Here is a 17,234-nt window from a genome sequence, read left to right as displayed (position 1 = left end):
GAAACGGGTGGGCCTTTTGCGTTGTACGACTAGCGCAGGCGCAGTGCCGCGCGCCGGCGCCACAGAGCGGCTGCGGCAAGCAGCCACAGATTGAACGCACCGCCGCCACCGCCATCCGATTCGCTGTTCGGCGCAACATCCGTCGTCACCGACTCGAAGCGGCCGGCGACACCGCCGATGGTCAGCGTCGTCACCGTCGACGACGCGTAGGCAGCGCTCGAGATGTGGCGCACGCGCACCAGCTGGCCGCTGGTAATCGTGCCGCGGGCCGTCGTGAAGGCGCCGCTGTCGACGCTGTAGCTGCCGCCCGTAACCTCGATCACCGCCGGTGCATTGATGCCGGTGATGCGAACGTACTCGCTCGTCAGCTCATCGTTCACTGCAACGCCGACGGGGCGCGAGAACTGGAAGGCATCGGGCACCACGTCCTGCGTGCCGGCGCCGGTGCCCGGCGTGTTGTCGCAGACGTTGCCGATGCCGTCGCCGTCGGTGTCGGTCTGGTTCGTGCTCGCCACCGTCGGGCAGTTGTCGACATTGTCCGGGATGCCGTCGTTATCGCCATCCGGGCCGCTGGTCGAACTGTCGCAGGCGTCGCCGATGCCGTCGCCATCGCTGTCGTCCTGACTGGCGTTGGTGATGGTCGGGCAGTTGTCGGTGCTGTCCGGCGCACTGTCGTTGTCGCCGTCCGGCTCGTTCTGCAGGTCGCAGACATCGCCCACGCCATCGTCGTCGCCGTCGGCCTGATCGGCATTGCGCACCGTCGGGCAATTGTCCGTCGCGTTGGAAATGCCGTCGCCATCGCCGTCCGGGCCTGCCGTCTGCACGTCGCAGGCGTTGCCGATGCCGTCATCGTCGCTGTCGGCCTGATTGGCGTTGCTGACCGTCAGGCAGTTGTCGAGATGGTTGCGGACACCGTCGCCGTCGCTGTCGACCGTCGATGCGGTCTCGCAGGCGTCGCCGATGCCATCGTTGTCGGCGTCCGCCTGATTCGGATTGGCGACATTCCGGCAATTGTCGATCGCGTTGCCGCGGCCGTCGCCATCGGGGTCCGGACCGTTCGGCGTGGCATCGCAGGCATTACCGATGCCGTCGCCATCGCGATCGGCCTGGTTGGAGTTGCTGATCGTCGGGCAGTTGTCGGTCCCGTTCGGGCGTCCGTCGCCGTCGCTGTCCGCGGTCAGGTTTTCGCAGGCGTCACCGATGCCGTCGCCGTCGGTGTCGGCCTGATTGGCGTTGGCCACCGTCGGGCAGTTGTCGATTTCGTTGACGCGGCCATCGCCGTCGCTATCGACGGTGCAATAACCCGGCGGTGCCGGACTGATCACGACGCCGCAGTCCGGCTCTTCCGGATCTTCAGGGTCTTCCGGATCCGGCGGATTGACGACCGGCGGAATCTCGACGCAGGCGTTGTAGAGACGGATCTCCGACAGCGCGGTGACCGTCGACGGCAGCCTCAGCTCAAGGCCGTCGAACGACTGGTTGGTGTTGATGACGAGCAGCTTGCGGCCGCCCTCGCCAAACAGCTGCAGCAGATCCAGATCGAGCAGCGGCGGCAGCGGCGAGCCGACGTCCTGCTGGTTGGACTGACGCAGCGTCTCGCCGAGATAGGTGTTGATCTGCAACTGAGGCAGGAGATCGGCCGACAGCAGATCTGCCGGGTCTTCGAGGATCAGCGCGGCCTGACGACCGGCCGGGTACACGGTATTGGTGCTGCGAGCGCGCAGCGCCGCGACGCCGGTCAGCGCACCGACCGGACGCAACACCGTCGCGTAGTCGTTCGGGTTTGCGTTGATCGCATTGTCCTGATCGTTGATCGAGCACAGCAGGCAGATCTGCTCGATGATGCCGAGCGTCGCCGCATTCGGCAGCAGCAGCGGGCGGAACTTGTGCGCGCCGTTGGTGCCGCAGCTGACGTTGCCGGGGTTGTCGCAGGCGTCGCCGATGCCATCGCCATCGGTATCAGTCTGGTTGGCGTTCGCCACCGTCGGGCAGTTGTCGGTGCTGTCCGGGCGGCCATCGCCGTCGCCGTCGAGCGGCGGGATGTCGCAGGCGTCGCCAAAGGCGTCGCCGTCGGCGTTAGCCTGGTTGGCGTTCGCAACGAGCGGGCAGTTGTCGGCATTGTCCAGATCGCCGTCATTGTCGTCGTCGGTGTCGCAGGCGTCGCCCTGGGCGTCGTCATCCGAGTTCAGCTGATTGGCGTTGGCATTGGCCGGGCAGTTGTCGCAGGCATTGCCGATGCCGTCGCCGTCGCTGTCTTCCTGGCCTTCGTTGACGACCGTCGGGCAGTTGTCGATGTTGTCGTTGTCACCGTCGCCGTCAATGTCGTTGGCCGGCGAAGCCGGCGCGACGCAGGCGGCATACATCTTGACTTCGGACAGCAGCGTCACCGTTGCCGGCAGGCGCAGTTCGATTTCGTTGAAGCTGTTGTTGACCTGGAAGGCCACCAGACGCTTGGCCTCGCCGGGCAGAATGCTCAGCGCGTTGAGGTCGAGCAGCGGAGCCAGCAGGCCGGGCGAACTCGACGTGGTATCGCGGGCCACGCCATTGAGATAAGTGTTGATCTCGATCTCGGGCAGCAGGTCCGCGGCCAGCAGCTCCGCCGGACCTTCGATCAGCACGCCGACATAGCGGCGCGCGCCGTAGACCGTGTTCGGATTGCGTATCCGCAGCGACACGCCGCCGAAGATTCCGAGGCCGCGCGTCAAAACTGCCGCATCATTGATATTCGTGTTGATCGCCAGGGCCGGATTGAGCACCGAGCAGCCGATGCAGGTGCCGGTGGTCGTCGGCGTTGCCGTCACGGCGGCGCCGCTGATCGGCAGCAAGGTCTGATTTGCGAAAACGCCGCAACCTTGTACGCCTTCCTGTGCTGCCGCGATCGGCGACAACGAGGCCAGCACTGCGCAAGTGGCCGTGATGAGCCAGCCATGCACGCGGCGGCCCATAGCCAAACGATGAGCTAAACGATGTATCGCTTTCATGGTTCTAATCCCGTCAATCGAACAAACATCCCCTGGCACCACACCCCCAAGCCGTCGCTCGACGCGGCAGACAAGGCAACAGAAAACGATTCGCAGACGGTGATGCAGTTTTCGGCTCGTCCGCCCAGCGAACATTGCGGGGCATCGCGAGAAATGGTTTTTACTTTTGCCGAAAAGTGCGTGAAGCAGGCACGTCCCAATCGCAGCCTGTTACAGCCGTACTCTAGGCTTCTTTGTGGTCAAGTTTCAACCAGATGGCCGAGGAACCTAAAGTAAGAGTCGGTAACATTTCGCCGGCGACGGCCTAAGACCGCCTGAACAGCCGCACTTCAATTCCCGAATTTGCCGTTGAAATCATGATGAAGGCGTCGGTGACGGCCGCAGTCGCGGCATGCTCGCTGGTCCCCGCGGAGCCCCAGCAGCCCCAGCCAAGTCACGTGCCTGTCATTGGCGGCTCCTATTCTCGCCGGCTGATCGCAGGGGGATGGGGATGCGTGGCGCTGGATGGTGTTTGGCGGGCGTTCTTGTGCTGGGCGCCTGCAGCGATGGGGGTGATAGCGCCGGCAACGGTTCGGGCAGCTCCAGGCTGACGCTCGAACAGGGTGGCGGCACGATCGCCGTCAGCGACGGGCACAGTCGCTTCGTCATCGACGGCACCACGGCGCAAACCCGCTGGGAGACCGCCGACGGCAGGTTGCTCGTCGAATCGGCGCCGGCCGGCGGGCGAGAGCCGCTGTTCAATCTCGACTACCAACGGAACGACGACCGCCAGGACGGCATCGACCAGGCCTATCCGGGCCTGCCGGATATCAGCTATCGCGCCTATGCCTTCCGCACGGCGGCCGGCTGGCAGTCCGTTCAAGGCTTCGACAATCCCCGCGTGCGAGGCGACACGCTGAGTCTCGATGCGCAGACCAGCGACGCCAGTCCGGCGACGCTGACCGTGCGCTTTGCCGACGATGGCGCGCTGGAGCTGAAACTGGCGGTCGGTGCCGAAGGCGTCCAGGCCAGCGCAATCTCCTGGGCGGCGCCGGCCGGTCAGTCCTACTACGGCGGCGGCCAGCGATTCTCGGCCTTCGACCTGCGCGGCACGTCGCTGCCGCTGTGGATCAGCCATGGGCCGCAGTCGAACCGCCAGACCTCGACCAACGAAATCGCCGCGAGCTTCTTCTGGAGCCCGGACGGCTGGGGTGCCTGGGGCGCGGCCGACACGCGCGGTGAGATCAACTTCGCCAATCCGCTCGAACGCGGCGACGCGGTCAATCTGATGCAGGAGACGGCCGATCTGCGCGTCGTCCTCTATCGCGGCACGCCGGCCGCAATGCTCGCGGCGCACACGGCGCGCGCCGGCCGGCCGCAGTGGGCGCCGCCGGACTGGATGTTCGAGCCGATGGTCTGGCAGGACTCCGACACGACGACCGAATCGGTGCGAGCGCTGGTCGACGGCATGCAGTCGCGCGACATTCCGCTCGGCGCGGTCTGGCTCGACAACCCCTGGGATGCCGGCAAGGGCAGTTTCGATTTCGACCCCGCGCGCTTTGCCGACCCGGACGCGCTGATCCGCGAAGTGCACGACAAGGACGTGCGCTTCATGGTCTGGCTGTCGCCGTACATGACCGGCGAGTACGAGACGATGGCGCGCGAGAAAGGCTGGCTGGTGACCGGCACCCGGCCGGACGGCAACGACGCCACGTACTACCCGCCGCGCGGTTATGACCCGCATCTGGATTTCACCAACCCCGCGGCGCGCGAATGGTGGACCGGCCAGCTGCGCGGCCTGATCCGCCGCGGCGTCGACGGCGTCAAGGTCGATCGCGGCGAAGAGGATCTATCGGACGAGTCGGTCTGGTTCAACGGCCTGCACAATCGCGACAACCACAACGCCTACATCGGCCTCTATCACGAGGCGATCTATGACGCCTTCCGCGCCGAGCGCGGCGACGACTTCACGATCTTCGCGCGCGGCGGCTGGAACGGCTCGGCGCAATGGGCCGGCCATTGGGCAGCTGACAACACGAGCATTTCCGGCGAGCTGGGCCTGACCCAGGCCGTGCGTTCGCTGCTGTCGCTGTCGGTCAGCGGATTTCCGTTCAACGGCGCGGATATCGGCGGCTATGCGGGAACGCGGCAGGACGCCGGTGAATCCTCGTTCGGCAATCCGCTCGCACTGCCGCTGGAAGGCACCTATCAGCGCTGGCTGCAGCTCGGTGCGCTGTCGCCGGTCATGCAGACCTGCATTCCGCCGTGGTGGGTCAGCAACGCCTCGATCGCGAGCTACAAGCGCTACGCGACCTTGCACGATCGCCTCGTGCCTTACATCGCCGCCGCCGCGAAGCGCTCGGTCGAAGAAGGACTGCCGATCGTGCAGCCGATGGCCTTCGCCTTTCCCGACGACAAGGCCGCGCACGGCTTCTGGGACCAATACCTGTTCGGGCCCGACCTGCTCGTCGCGCCGATCCACGACCTGACCGCCGAGCTGCCGCTGACGACGCGCGTCGTCTACCTGCCGGCCGGCGGTTGGCGCGACTTCTGGACCGGCGATCTGTACAGCGGGCCGATGCCGGTCATCGCCATCGCGCCGATCGATCGCATTCCTCTCTATGTCCGCGATGGCGCCCAACTGCCGGAAGGCGTCGCCGCGGATCAACTGCCATGAACCTTCCCATGATGAAGCGCCGCCAATTTCTCAAAGCCGGTTCCGGCCTGCTGGTTCCGCCCTGGCTGTACAGCTGCTCCGGCAGCAGTCCCGGCGCCGCGAGCCCCGGCGCCAAGGGCGCGCCGCGCGGCCTGCATGTCAGCTGGACCGCCGATCCGCACACGACCCGCGCGGTCACCTGGTTCACCGATGGCCTGGACGCGCCCGAGGGTGTCGTCGAGTACGGCCAGGGCGCGCTCGACAAGACCGCGACGGCGACCCAGGAGCAGGCCTACGACAGCGAGGTCATCACCCATCGCGCCGAGCTGACCGACTTCGATCCCGAACTGCCGCTGCGCTATCGCGTGCGCAACGGCACTGCGACGTCGGCGGAGTTCACGCTCAAGCCGCAGCCGCGCGGCGCCTTCCGCTTCGCTCATTTCGGCGATCACGGCACTACCGAGTACTCGCGCGCTGTGCGCGACGGCATCCTCGCGCGCGGCAGCGACTTCGTCCTGATCGCCGGCGATCTGTCGTATGCCAACGGCGAGCAACCGATCTGGGACACCTGGTTCGATCAGACCGAGCACCTGCTCGCGCAGGTGCCGACGCTGTGCTGCCCCGGCAATCACGAAGACAAGGACGGCAACGGCGCGGCGTTCAAGACGCGCTTCAGCCAACCGGGACAAGGCACGTTCTACAGCTTCGATTACGAGCGCGTGCACTTCATGGTGTCGACCGGCGGCGCGCTGATCAGCGACGGCACACTGCCGGCCGAACTGCTGCGCATCGAGACGGATCTGGCCGCGGCCGCGTTGCGGCGTGCGGCGGGCGAGATCGACTTCATCGTCTTCCTGCAGCACTTCACGATCTGGACCGACGAGGAAGGCCGCAGCCCGGCCAATCCGACCCTGGTCGCGCTCGAAGAACACATCATGCTGCTCTATGGCGTCGACCTGCTGCTGGTCGGCCACGATCACGGTTATCAGCGCTCCAAGCCAATGGGCCTGGGCCTGCCGCTGCCTTTTGGGTACACGCAGGTCTGTGGCGGCGGTGGCGGCGTCGGCATCCGCACGTTCTCCGGCCAGCAGGTCTGGAGTGCCTCGCAGCAGCGGCGATACAGCTTCATCGAGTACGCGGTCGAGGCCGGCAAGATCGTCGCGGTGACCTACGCGGTGGATGCCGCCGAAGACGGTGCACCGACCGGCGTACCGGTCGAGATCGATCGCTTCGAGGTGCCCGCGCGCAGCCAGCTGGCGCGCAACGCCGCGGTCCACCAGCCGCGCGGTTTCGAGCGCCTGCTGGCGGATGCCGGGGCGAACTGGCGTTATGTCGAGGCACATACCAAACTGCGCAACGCCAGCCATCTGCACCAGACGCTGTGGAACGTCTGAGCGGATCGTGACCTGGCACCATCAGAAGACGGGGGAGTCTCGAATGTCACGTTTGCTCATCGCCGGCCTCGCGGCCGGCCTGTTGTCGGCCTGTGGGTCCTCGGACACAGCGCCGGCAACGCCGCCGGCCGGCGGCCAGGACGCCAAATGCGCGCCTTATGAGGGCCCGGCGCTTGCCGGCCTGCATCATTACGAAGGCACGATGCATGAGCACAGCTCGTACTCCGACGGCGATATCCATTCGATCCCGGCTGATTTCTACGCGCAGGTCCGCGATGCCGGCTACAGCTTCGTCGGCGGCAGCGACCATTCGGATTCGCTCGACACCGGCGTCTTCATCTCGCTCGGCAATGATTGCTTCACGACCCCGGACGGCCTGCTGACCTGCCTGACGCCGTCGGTCGATGCCTTGATCAAGTGGCAGAGCACCGCGAACCAGGCGAGCGAGATCAGCACGCCGGACTTCCTCGCAATCCGCGGCTTCGAGTGGACCTCGGACCGCTTCGGTCATATCAACGTCTATTTCTCGAAGAACTTCTCCAACGCCAAGACCGACCTCGGTTATCTGGTGACGATGGAGACGTTCTGGCAATGGTTCGGCCGCGATCCGGATTCCATCGGCCTGGGCGGCAGCATCACCGCGCCGGTGCCGTTCGGCGGCGGCGGCGACGGCCTCGCGCATTTCAACCACCCTTCCGACAAGTGCCTGTCGGACAGCGACCCCGGCTGCAACTGGAACGACTTCGCGCTGGTGCCTTCGGCGGTCGAACGCATGTTCGGCATGGAGCTGTACAACACCGACAACCGCGACGATCGTTATCTGGACGAGTACATCAAGGCGCTCGACACCGGCTGGCGTCTGTCGCCGGTCGGCTCCGAAGACGAGCACGGCCTGGAATACGGCGCGGAGACGCGGGCGAAGACGGTGACGATCGCATCGTCGCTGGATGAAGCGGGCTTCCGCGAAGCCTGGCTCGCGCGGCGCACCTACGCCCTGTCGCCGGGGCGGCACCTGCGTGCCGAACTGAAGGTCGATCATCAGGCGCCGATGGGCGCGCGCCTGGAGTGCGAGGCCGCGGCGGGTCCTGTGGCGCTCGATGTCTCGATGACACACGCGGACGGCACGCCGTTTGTGGGCGAATACCACCTGTTCACCAGCGAAGGCGTCGAGTTCCCGGCGATCACCGGCAGCTCGGCGCGTTTCGATCTGCCTGTCGAACTGGGCGCGACGCGCTGGTACGCAGTGCGCGTGCATGAAGCGGGCGGCGAGTCGGTGGCGTATCTGGCGCCGGTCTGGCTCAGCGATGCCGCCGGTGGTGCGGCGCGATGATGCGGGTGTTGCGGTTCGCCTGCGTAGCCGGCACCGGCCTGCTCGCCGCCTGCAGCGGTTCGGGTGCGCCGGAAGGTGGCGGCGGTGGGTCCGCCAGTCCGCCACCGGCTTCGTACGTCGCCGTTCCGTATGTGTCCGCGCATCGCGGCGGTGCGGCATACGCGCCCGAGAACACGATGCTGGCCTACGAGAACGCGGCGCGCCTCGGCGTCGACGATTTCGAGACAGACCTGCTGCGCACCGCGGACAACGTGCTCGTGTTGATGCACGACGACACGCTTGATCGCACCACCAGCTGCAGCGGCGCCGTGATCGACATCAGCTATGCCGACCTGCTCGAGTGCGATGCGGCCTACTGGTTCGCGCCCGGCCAGCCGACGACGAGTCCCGACGAAACGCTCGCACACCCGCTGCGCGGCAAGGGCGTCCGGGTGCCGACCGCGAGCGAGCTGTTTGCGTACGCGGCCACCTTCAGCGGCGACTACGAGCCGACGGTGACGATCGAGGTCAAGATCAGCTTCGACAGCCTCGGCGGCATCACCGTCGAGGGTTTGCAGACCGCGCAGCTGCTGGTCGGCGAGATACATGCCAGCGGCATCCAGGATCGCATCATCGTGCAGTCCTTCAATCCGCTGGCGATCCAGCTGATCAAGCTGCTCGATCCATCGATCCGCACGCTGTACCTGACGCCGACCGGCGCCGCGCTGAGTCTGGCGGTCGCCGCCGTCGGCCAGCACGAGTTCGTCGCGCCCGAGTTCACCTCGGCCGATCTCAACGCGGCGACGGTGCAGCTGGCGCAGGCGCTCGGCAAGCAGGTCGTGCCATGGACCGCCGATCGCGATGCCGACATTCAGCATCTGATCGACATCGGCGTCGACGGCATCATCACCAACTTCCCCGGCTGCCTGCTCGCGAAGCAGCAGCGCTTAGCTGCATTGAGGATGCTGCCGCCCGAGGTGCCGGGCGCTGACGTTCCCGCCTGCCGGCCGTAGTCCGGCCTGAGCGATTTTTGCCGGTGTCGCCGCGGCGGGTCTGCGGCGACACTGATCGCCATCACCTCTGGCGAGCAGGCATCCGATGGCACCTCCCTTGTCGCGTCGCGATTTCCTGCTGGCTGCCGCCGGCGCCGCGGGATCGTCCCTGCTGCCGGGCTGCAGCAGCAGCGACGATCCCATCGCCGCCGCGGCGCGTCTGCCGGATCCCAAGGACAGCGGGATTGATCACATCGTCGTCGTGATGATGGAGAACCGCTCGTTCGATCACATGCTCGGCTGGGTGCCGGGCGCCGATGGTCTGCAGGAAGGTCTGCAATTCCGCGATCAGAACGGTGCGCTGCAGTCGACGCACCGGCTGAACCCGGACTATCAGGGCTGCGGTCTCGAAGATCCGCCGCATGGCTACGGCGCCGGTCGCGAGCATTACAACAACGGCGCCATGGATGGTTTCCTCGCCAGCGCGGCGCCCGGAGATACCTTCCCGATCGGTTACTACACGGCTGACGACCTGCCGTTCTACAAGGGCTGCGCCGAGCACTGGACGGTCTGCGATCGCTATCACAGCGGCATCCTTGCTTCGACGCAGGCCAACCGCGTGTACATGCACTGCGGGCAGACCGATCGCTCGAACAACTCCGGCGGCCTGCTCGGCGTCATTCCGCAGACCAGCACCTTGCCGACGATCTGGGACGCAGCGGCGGAAGCCGGCGTCTCGCGCGGCTACTACTTCGGCAATCTGCCGCTGACTGCGATCTGGGGCGCGAAGTACCTCGGCTTCTCACAACCCTACGCGGCATTCCCGGCCATCTGCACGGCCGGTCTGTTGCCGAACATCAGCTTCGTCGATCCGTTCTTCTACGAGAACGGACTGGATCTGCTGTGCAACGACGACCATCCGCATGCCGATGTGCGCAACGGCCAGGCTTTCCTGAATTTCATCTACAACAGCCTGCGCAATGCACCGACCTGGGATCGCACGCTGCTGGTGATCAACTACGACGAATGGGGCGGCTTCTATGATCACGTCGCGCCGCCGGTGATGCCGATCTCCGATCGCGAAGTCGAGGAAACCGGCAACGATGGCCGTCTCGGCTTCCGCGTTCCCTGTGTGCTCGCCGGCCCGCGCGTGCGCAAGGGCCATGTCGATCACACGCTGTTCGAGCCCAATTCCATTCTCAAGTTCATGGAGTGGCGCTGGAATCTCGCACCGCTCGGCGTGCGCTCTGCATTCACCAACAACCTCGCGTTCGCGCTGGATTTCGACAATCCGCCGCGCGCCGATGCCCCTGCTTTCGATGTGCCGATCGGTCCGTTCGGCAACCCGCTGTGCAACACCGCGCTCGGCCCCACGCATGTCGTGACCGAGAGCATGGCTGCGCATTACGCGGAAATCGAAGGCCTGCGCCGTAAGGCGATCGAGGCCGGTTTCCGTTGGTGAGTTGGGCCCGCAGACTGAGTCCGGGCTGAACGATGTTTTTCAGCCGGACTTCAGCTGCTTTGCAGACACTGTAGGCCTCGTAACGCATGACGGTGAGTACCGCCATTGCGTGCTTACAGGAGAGAGTCATGCAAAGACAGAATTTCAAGCGCCATCGCATGCCGCTGATTCCGCTCGTCGTCGCGACGGTCGGCCTGTTCAGTGGTGCAGCCATGGCTGCGGCGGGCGCAACCGCCAGCGCCGAAGCGCCGCCGGAGCAGAACTTCGGCGCCATCAACTACCGCGTCGGCGGCGTGGGTCTGGACGAGGCGCAGGCGATGCGTCAGATCAGCACCTCGTATCCGCTGACGTTGACGTTTGCCGAGCGCGCGTCGGACGGCCACGGCATGTTCACCGCCGGCGTGGACGTGAAGATCATCGACGCGAGCGGCAACGTGCGGCTCGATACCGTCGCCCAAGGCCCGATGATGCTGGTCGATCTGCCTGACGGCGAGTACACCGTCACTGCCGACCTCAACGGCGACAGCAAGGCGCACGACCTTTCGTTGCGCAACGGCGAACCGAACAAGCTCGTGTTCGTCTGGCCGGCGCAGCAGAGCAGCAGCTAGGCGGTAACCGAACAAGGCCTGCCGAAATCGGCAGGCCTTCTTTTCAGGCTGCTTTGGAACTCAGCGCGCGCTGAGTGTGTAGCGCAGGCTCAGCTGGGCGGCGACCGGCGAGCCGAACACCGCGTACGAAGTACCGCGGTCCGCGCCCTCGATATAGAACTCATCGGTGACGTTGCGGACGACGAGATTCACTTCGAGCTGTTTCCATCCGCGGTAGAACGCATGCAGGTCGAGCCGTTCGTAACCGTCGAGCGTGCCCTCGCTGTACAGATTGATCCGCCGGTCGTCCACCGCGACGCCGGTCACCCCGAAGCCGAGGCCTCGCAGGGCACCGCTCTGGATTTCGTAGTCGCTGTACAGGCTGAATTGCCAGTCGGAGATCGCAAAGGCGGCGTCGACTCGATTAAAGGCTGCGCTCACATTCCAGCCACGCATCGGCTGACCATTGACCTCGATCTCGAAGCCTCTGAACAGTTCCTTGCCGCTCGAGATCGAGTAAGGATCCTCGCCCGGTGCGACCGTGGCCGCAATTGGAATCTTGTCTCGCGCCATGCGATACAACGCCGCTGCGATTCCCAGGCGGCCGTCGAACCACTCCGTCTTGGTGCCGATCTCGTAGATGTCGCCGGTTTCCGGGTCGAGCAATTCGTTGTTGATGTCGGTATCGAACAGCACGGGCTGGAACGACTGCGAATACAGAGAATAGACAGAGACCTGTTTGCTGAAGTCGTAGGTCAGGCCCAGACGGCCAGTGGCCGCGCTGGCGGTGTCACTGTCGCTCGTGCGCGTGTCGCCGGTTCCGTCGAAGGTTCGCAACTTCACCTCGTCGTAGCGTGCACCCAGCAGAACCTTGAGCCGTTCAGTCGCGGCAATCTGCGCCTGCGCGTAGTAGCCGCTGCTGCGTGGGTCTCCGCCGAAGGTCGCGCCCTCGGTCAGCGGCGTGGTCGGCAACTGGAAATCGCCATCGTAGATGTTCGCCCCGGCATACTCGGTGTACATGCCGCTGCGGAAATAATCGTTCTCGTTGATGTCTGCGCCGAACGTCGCCTTGACGGTGCGGCCCGCGATCTCGAATACGCCATTGAGCTGCAGTTCACCCGACCAGATTTCGCGACTGATGTCGAACTTGTTGCCGAGGATGTCGATGTCGCCCAGGCGGCCCTCAAGCTCGTCGGTCGAGGGATCGTCGTTGACGTTGAAACCATAGGCGTAGGCATCGACCTTGATCGGAGTGTCGATCTTGCTGCTGCTCAGCCGCAGGGCCAGTAGCCATTGGTCGCCCAGTTCCTGCTCGACCTGCGCCGAAGCAGATTGGATTTCCCAGGTGTAGGGATTCTTGGTCGCGACGCCGATGTAGTCCCGGCGATTGATCCGCGGTGCAGCGAAGTGGTCTGGGCTGTCGTCGCCGAACGCCCCCGCATTGACCGGCAGCCCGTCGCGGGTCGCACTCAATCCGAAGCCGGTATTGGGAATGATGTCTTCGCTCTGATACAGCGCATGCACGAGCAGTCGCGTGCTGCTCGAGAGATCGAAGTCGATGCTCGGCGCGATCACCGTGCGCTGGGTCTCGACGCCATCGACGAAGGAGCCGGAATCCTCGTAGACGCCGACGATTCGACCGCGGACCGCCTTGGAACCCAGCAGCGAGCCAGTGACGTCGACGTCAGTGCGATAGGTATCGAAAGAGCCTGCGCTGAACTCGACATCCGTGTTGAAAGCATCCTTCGGCTTTTTTCGCACGCGATTAATCAGGCCACCGACACTGCCGCGGCCGTAGAGCACCGAGTTGGGGCCCTTGACGACTTCGACGCGCTCATAGATCGCGAGATCTGGAATCGAGAAGTACGAGCCGCTGACGAAACCGTCGTCGCGGAAGTCGTAGAGGTCATCGATCCCGATGCCGCGGATCGTCGTCTGATTGAAGCCGAACGACGGCTGGCCGGCGAACGGCCCGTTGCCGCTGAACTGCAGCGTGCCGGCCGACAATTCCAGCGCCTGCTTGAGGTTGAAGACCTGCCGGCGGTCGAGCGACTCGCGCGTCAGGACGCTGACCGACTGCGGCGTTTCGCGCAGTGTCAGCGGCGTCTTCGACGCGCCGGACTGCACGTCGCCTTTGAAGCCGCCATCGATGCGCGAGCCTTCGACGACGATCTCTTCGAGCTTGACCGTCTTGTCGTTATCCGGACTGGCCGGTGGCGGCGGCGTGGGTTCCGCTTCCGCGGGATCGGCGGCGCGTGTCGGCAGCGACAGGCCGGCCACCGCGGCGGCCAGCAAGGTTTTCTTCCACATCGGTATCAGCCCCCCAAGAGCAGGTTTTTGGCTGACAACCGCGGGCGGTCGCTGGCTAGGACATGTGCTGCCGGAGGACCTCAGCGGTCCGGCCGGCGAGCTAAGACAGTTTTGAAATCGGTGCGCGTGCGAGCCACAGGACGAAAATCCAGCCGAGTGCGGTAACACCGCCGAGCCAGATCAGAAAGGCCGGCCACTGGCCGATGACGCACAGCGCCAGGCCGGGCAACAGGACGACGGCGGTCAGTGCGCGGCGTGTGCTGCTGCTGCTCGGTGCGCGTTTGTCGCGCAGGCTGCGCAGCCGCTTGGGATCGCGCACTGCGATCAGGATCAGCGGCAGCAGGCTGATGGCCAGCGTCAGCGCGGCCCAGGAGTATGTGGTCATGCCTTGCTTTCCTGGCCGGTCCGGCCGCCGATGAGGTCGTCGGCATCGTCGCCGTCGTCGTCGACGGTACTGACCATCGCTACGGTCGCCTGCCGGCGCACACTGCGCAGGCACAGGATGCCGCCGAGGATCAAGGCCAGATCCATCGCCAGCACCGTATGCAGGCCATTGCCGAAGGCATCGCTCCAGCCGATGCCGCCGAAGATCAGACGCACCGCGGGCAACACGATCAGGCCGATGCCGGTCGCGCCGAGCAGCAGACGTTTCGTCGTCTCAAGCTGCGTCGCGCGCGCGGCAATGATCGCGGCCAGTGCGGCGGTGGCCAGGAACCCACTCATCATCACGCTGTTGACTGCTGCGCCCAGCTGACGCGCCGGGAAGTACGCCAGCGCCGCGACCGTCAGCGCCAGCGGCAGACCGTAGCCCATCCAGTGCGTGGCGCGGGCGAGCTTCGACCAGCCCGGCTGTTCCTGGCGGCGCGTGGTCCACAGCAGCAGGCCGGTGATCGTCACGTAGGCGCCGGCGAAGCCGAGCGCGAACCACACGGCCTTGGAGAACACGCCGGCGAAGTTGCCGAAGTGCAGCGGCGCCATCAGCTCGAACAACGCGCCGCCGGCGGAGGGCTGCAGGCCCAGACCCGGCTTGCTGTACTTGAACGCACCGGTGGCGCCGTCGTAGACGTAGTTCGGCCCGAACAGCTCGCCGTCGCGGTAGTCCATGAACATCGTCACCAGTGCGTCGGCACGATTCCAGTGCGACACCTGCACGAAGGACAGCTCGGCGCCGTCGGCGCGCTGGCGCACATCGGCAATCATCGCGTCGAGATTGGCGGTGACGGCCGGGGCTTCATTGACCGCCGGCGGATTGCCGATGACGGTCTCGATCATCTTGTCCTGATCGCCGCCGAACGCGACCATCGCCATGACCGGAATGCCGAAGGCGCTGCCGAAACTGAAGTAGCTGCCGGTGAATGCGAGGATGAAGGCGAACGGCAGATTCCAGGTGCCGGCAATCACATGCGTGTCGCGCACGGTCAGCAGCTTGTCGCCGCGGCGGCGCAGGGTGAACAGCTCGCGGATCAGATGGCGGTGGACGACGAAGCCGGTCACCGCCGCAACGAGCATCGCCAGACCCAGCACGCCGGTCAGCAGCAGGCCCCAGGGATTCGGCAGATGCAGGCGGACGTGCAGGTCGACCATGAAGTGGGCGAGGGCATTGGCCTCGTCGCCGGCTTCGATCTCTTCGTCGGTGCCTTCGCGGCGCTCGATGACTTCGCCCGTGCGCGGATCGAATTCGGCAGCGACACCGCGCTCACGCGGCTTGCCGTCTTCGTCGAGCTCATGCTTGTGGAAGAAGGCGTAGAGGCGATCGCCGGCGCGCGGGAAGAAGAACATCTCCTCGTGATACTGCGGATCGACGCTGTCGCCGAGGCCGCGGATCATGCCGTCGATGCCGGGCGGAAACGGATTCTTCACTTCGCTGGACAGCGGGCTCGACCAGTCGCCGATTTCCTCGGAGAACACCGAGGCGACGCCGGTGAGGATCACCGCATAGAGCAGCAGGCCGAGGAAGACCGCGGACCAGCCATGGATGGCGAGCAGCTGCTTGTTGCGGTCCTGCGAGAGCTTGATCACGCCTGGGTCCTCATGACATGCGCGGCGATCATGCCCGCGTGAAGAACGGAAAGGCCGGCGACGACCAGCCAGGCGCGGCCAATGCGGCGGTCGAGCATTGCGTAGAAAAACACGCAGGCCCAGATCGCCGGAAACAGCACAATGGGCATGACCAGATTGTCGATCTGCGCCCGGCCTGCGGGCAGCCACAGCGCGCCGCCAGCCATCAACAGCGAGGCGCAGATGAATGCCATGGGTCCGGCCAAGGCAAAGCGGGACCAGAAGCGGCGGCGGGGGGTACTCATGGTGCTGAAGATTCCTGAGGGCGGTCGGGGCGGCAGGCGGGTCTGCGCGACCCTCCGCCTGGGCGGCCGGCCATGTCCGAAAACTGTCCTGATACGGAGATGATAATTATTCGTAACTCCGATGGCAATGAAACTCAGCCGTTTGGAGGGTGTCCGACGGGTCGTCGGAGGGTAATTTAAGAAGCCTGTTCACAAATGCGAAACAGATATAAGCATATGGAATAGGAATGGTTCTCAGCGGGTGCTAAAGTGCGCGCCGCACGGACGGACCGGAAGGCATAAGACGCGGGAGAAAGCCCGCCGAAAAGGCCTAACCAGGACCGGTGAGTTTTGATTCAACCAGGGATGAAAGAGAGATGGCCGCGATCGGCACCGAACAGATTCTGAGCGTCAAGCACTGGAACGACACTCTGTTCAGCTTCCGCACCACGCGCGATCCGGCGCTGCGTTTCCGCAATGGCCAGTTCGTCATGATCGGTCTCAAGGTCAACGACAAGCCGCTGATGCGCGCCTACAGCATCGCCAGCGCCAACTACGAAGAACACATGGAGTTCTTCAGCATCAAGGTGCAGGACGGCCCGCTGACCTCGCTGCTGCAGAACGTCCAGCCGGGTCAGGAAATCCTCGTCAGCCGCAAGCCGACCGGCTCGCTGTTGCTGGACGATCTCAAGCCGGGCAAGCACCTCTACATGTTCAGCACCGGCACCGGCCTCGCGCCGTTCATGAGCCTGGTCAAGGACCCGGACGCCTACGAGCGCTTCGAGAAGATCATCCTCGTGCACGGCGTGCGCATGACCAGCGAGCTGGCCTATGAGCAGTTCCTCAGCGTCGACCTGCCGAACGATGAAGTCTTCGGCGAGCTGCTGCGCGACAAGCTGATCTACTATCCGACCGTGACGCGTGAGCCGTATCGCAACCGTGGCCGCCTGACCGACCTGATCGAGTCCGGCAAGCTGTTCACCGACATCGGCCTGCCGCCGCTGAATCCGGAAACCGACCGCGCGATGATCTGCGGCAGCCCGACGATGCTGGCCGACACTTCGCGCATCCTCGATGAGCGTGGCTTCACGATCTCGCCGCATATCGGCGTGCCGGGCGATTACGTCATCGAGCGCGCCTTCGTCGAGAAGTAAGCGTCAGGTAGCCCCGCACCAGCCCCGCCGAACGGCGGGGTTTTTTGTTGCGCGCCGGGCTTTCGCAGAAACCCGGACGATGTCGCACAGGAACCGTTCACCGCAATGCAGCGACAATCGAATCCCTG

The 17,234-nt window shown here is 65.2% G+C and carries 12 protein-coding genes; 7 read left to right on the top strand and 5 right to left on the bottom strand.

Going from position 1 to position 17,234, the window contains the following annotated elements; all coding sequences use genetic code 11:
- Nucleotides 1–29: 29 nt before the first annotated feature.
- Nucleotides 30–2,933: a thrombospondin type 3 repeat-containing protein gene (locus tag AC3WUF_RS19495; protein ID WP_492428759.1), complete on the bottom strand. Its 2,904-nt coding sequence runs from the start codon at nucleotides 2,931–2,933 to the stop codon at nucleotides 30–32.
- Nucleotides 2,934–3,492: 559 nt separating this feature from the next.
- On the opposite strand from AC3WUF_RS19495, the gene AC3WUF_RS19490 reads away from it, so the two are divergent.
- From AC3WUF_RS19490 to AC3WUF_RS19465, 6 genes are all read left to right on the top strand, one after another.
- A complete protein-coding gene (locus AC3WUF_RS19490; protein ID WP_492428757.1) occupies nucleotides 3,493–5,637 on the top strand; it encodes a glycoside hydrolase family 31 protein in 2,145 nt (714 codons plus the stop codon).
- The gene (locus tag AC3WUF_RS19485) at nucleotides 5,634–7,010 is read left to right on the top strand and encodes a metallophosphoesterase (protein ID WP_492428755.1); all 1,377 of its coding nucleotides are present in this window, start codon (nucleotides 5,634–5,636) and stop codon (nucleotides 7,008–7,010) included. The genes AC3WUF_RS19490 and AC3WUF_RS19485 overlap by 4 nt, the downstream gene beginning before the upstream one ends.
- A gap of 43 nt (nucleotides 7,011–7,053) precedes the next feature.
- Nucleotides 7,054–8,340 (top strand): CehA/McbA family metallohydrolase domain-containing protein, encoded by a 1,287-nt coding sequence (locus tag AC3WUF_RS19480; RefSeq protein ID WP_492428753.1) that lies wholly within the window; start codon nucleotides 7,054–7,056, stop codon nucleotides 8,338–8,340.
- On the top strand, nucleotides 8,337–9,332 hold the full coding sequence (locus AC3WUF_RS19475) for a glycerophosphodiester phosphodiesterase (protein ID WP_492428751.1): 996 nt from the start codon (nucleotides 8,337–8,339) through the stop codon (nucleotides 9,330–9,332). The genes AC3WUF_RS19480 and AC3WUF_RS19475 overlap by 4 nt, the downstream gene beginning before the upstream one ends.
- 85 nt (nucleotides 9,333–9,417) lie before the next feature.
- The gene (locus AC3WUF_RS19470) at nucleotides 9,418–10,773 is read left to right on the top strand and encodes an alkaline phosphatase family protein (protein ID WP_492428749.1); all 1,356 of its coding nucleotides are present in this window, start codon (nucleotides 9,418–9,420) and stop codon (nucleotides 10,771–10,773) included.
- 128 nt (nucleotides 10,774–10,901) lie between these two features.
- Nucleotides 10,902–11,381 carry a carboxypeptidase regulatory-like domain-containing protein gene (locus AC3WUF_RS19465; RefSeq protein WP_492428747.1) on the top strand — a complete coding sequence of 160 codons (480 nt, stop codon included), beginning with the start codon at nucleotides 10,902–10,904 and terminating at the stop codon, nucleotides 11,379–11,381.
- 60 nt (nucleotides 11,382–11,441) lie between these two features.
- Here AC3WUF_RS19465 and AC3WUF_RS19460 read toward each other — a convergent pair whose 3' ends face one another.
- From AC3WUF_RS19460 to AC3WUF_RS19445, 4 genes are all read right to left on the bottom strand, one after another.
- Nucleotides 11,442–13,670: a TonB-dependent siderophore receptor gene (locus AC3WUF_RS19460; protein ID WP_492428745.1), complete on the bottom strand. Its 2,229-nt coding sequence runs from the start codon at nucleotides 13,668–13,670 to the stop codon at nucleotides 11,442–11,444.
- A gap of 100 nt (nucleotides 13,671–13,770) precedes the next feature.
- Nucleotides 13,771–14,055 carry a hypothetical protein gene (locus tag AC3WUF_RS19455; RefSeq protein WP_492428743.1) on the bottom strand — a complete coding sequence of 95 codons (285 nt, stop codon included), beginning with the start codon at nucleotides 14,053–14,055 and terminating at the stop codon, nucleotides 13,771–13,773.
- Nucleotides 14,052–15,689 (bottom strand): PepSY-associated TM helix domain-containing protein, encoded by a 1,638-nt coding sequence (locus AC3WUF_RS19450; protein ID WP_492428741.1) that lies wholly within the window; start codon nucleotides 15,687–15,689, stop codon nucleotides 14,052–14,054. Before AC3WUF_RS19450 ends, AC3WUF_RS19455 begins: the two co-directional genes overlap by 4 nt.
- Entirely contained in the window at nucleotides 15,686–15,973 is a 288-nt protein-coding gene (locus tag AC3WUF_RS19445) for a hypothetical protein (protein ID WP_492428739.1), read from the bottom strand. The genes AC3WUF_RS19450 and AC3WUF_RS19445 overlap by 4 nt, the downstream gene beginning before the upstream one ends.
- A 356-nt stretch (nucleotides 15,974–16,329) precedes the next feature.
- On the opposite strand from AC3WUF_RS19445, the gene AC3WUF_RS19440 reads away from it, so the two are divergent.
- Nucleotides 16,330–17,106: a ferredoxin--NADP reductase gene (locus tag AC3WUF_RS19440; RefSeq protein WP_492428737.1), complete on the top strand. Its 777-nt coding sequence runs from the start codon at nucleotides 16,330–16,332 to the stop codon at nucleotides 17,104–17,106.
- The last annotated feature ends 128 nt before the right edge of the window (nucleotides 17,107–17,234 follow it).

It is taken from the genome of Fontimonas sp. FW305-C-3, assembly GCF_058783185.1.
Note: the sequence above shows the minus strand (reverse complement) of the source record. Positions and strands in the feature narration are given on the sequence as shown.

Coding starts and splice junctions, on each gene's coding strand:
- AC3WUF_RS19445 (WP_492428739.1), bottom strand. CDS start 15,973: ATGAGTACCCCCCGCCGCCGCTTCTGGTCCCGCTTTGCCTTGGCCGGA.
- AC3WUF_RS19460 (WP_492428745.1), bottom strand. CDS start 13,670: ATGTGGAAGAAAACCTTGCTGGCCGCCGCGGTGGCCGGCCTGTCGCTG.
- AC3WUF_RS19455 (WP_492428743.1), bottom strand. CDS start 14,055: ATGACCACATACTCCTGGGCCGCGCTGACGCTGGCCATCAGCCTGCTG.
- AC3WUF_RS19465 (WP_492428747.1), top strand. CDS start 10,902: ATGCAAAGACAGAATTTCAAGCGCCATCGCATGCCGCTGATTCCGCTC.
- AC3WUF_RS19440 (WP_492428737.1), top strand. CDS start 16,330: ATGGCCGCGATCGGCACCGAACAGATTCTGAGCGTCAAGCACTGGAAC.
- AC3WUF_RS19485 (WP_492428755.1), top strand. CDS start 5,634: ATGAACCTTCCCATGATGAAGCGCCGCCAATTTCTCAAAGCCGGTTCC.
- AC3WUF_RS19470 (WP_492428749.1), top strand. CDS start 9,418: ATGGCACCTCCCTTGTCGCGTCGCGATTTCCTGCTGGCTGCCGCCGGC.
- AC3WUF_RS19475 (WP_492428751.1), top strand. CDS start 8,337: ATGATGCGGGTGTTGCGGTTCGCCTGCGTAGCCGGCACCGGCCTGCTC.
- AC3WUF_RS19480 (WP_492428753.1), top strand. CDS start 7,054: ATGTCACGTTTGCTCATCGCCGGCCTCGCGGCCGGCCTGTTGTCGGCC.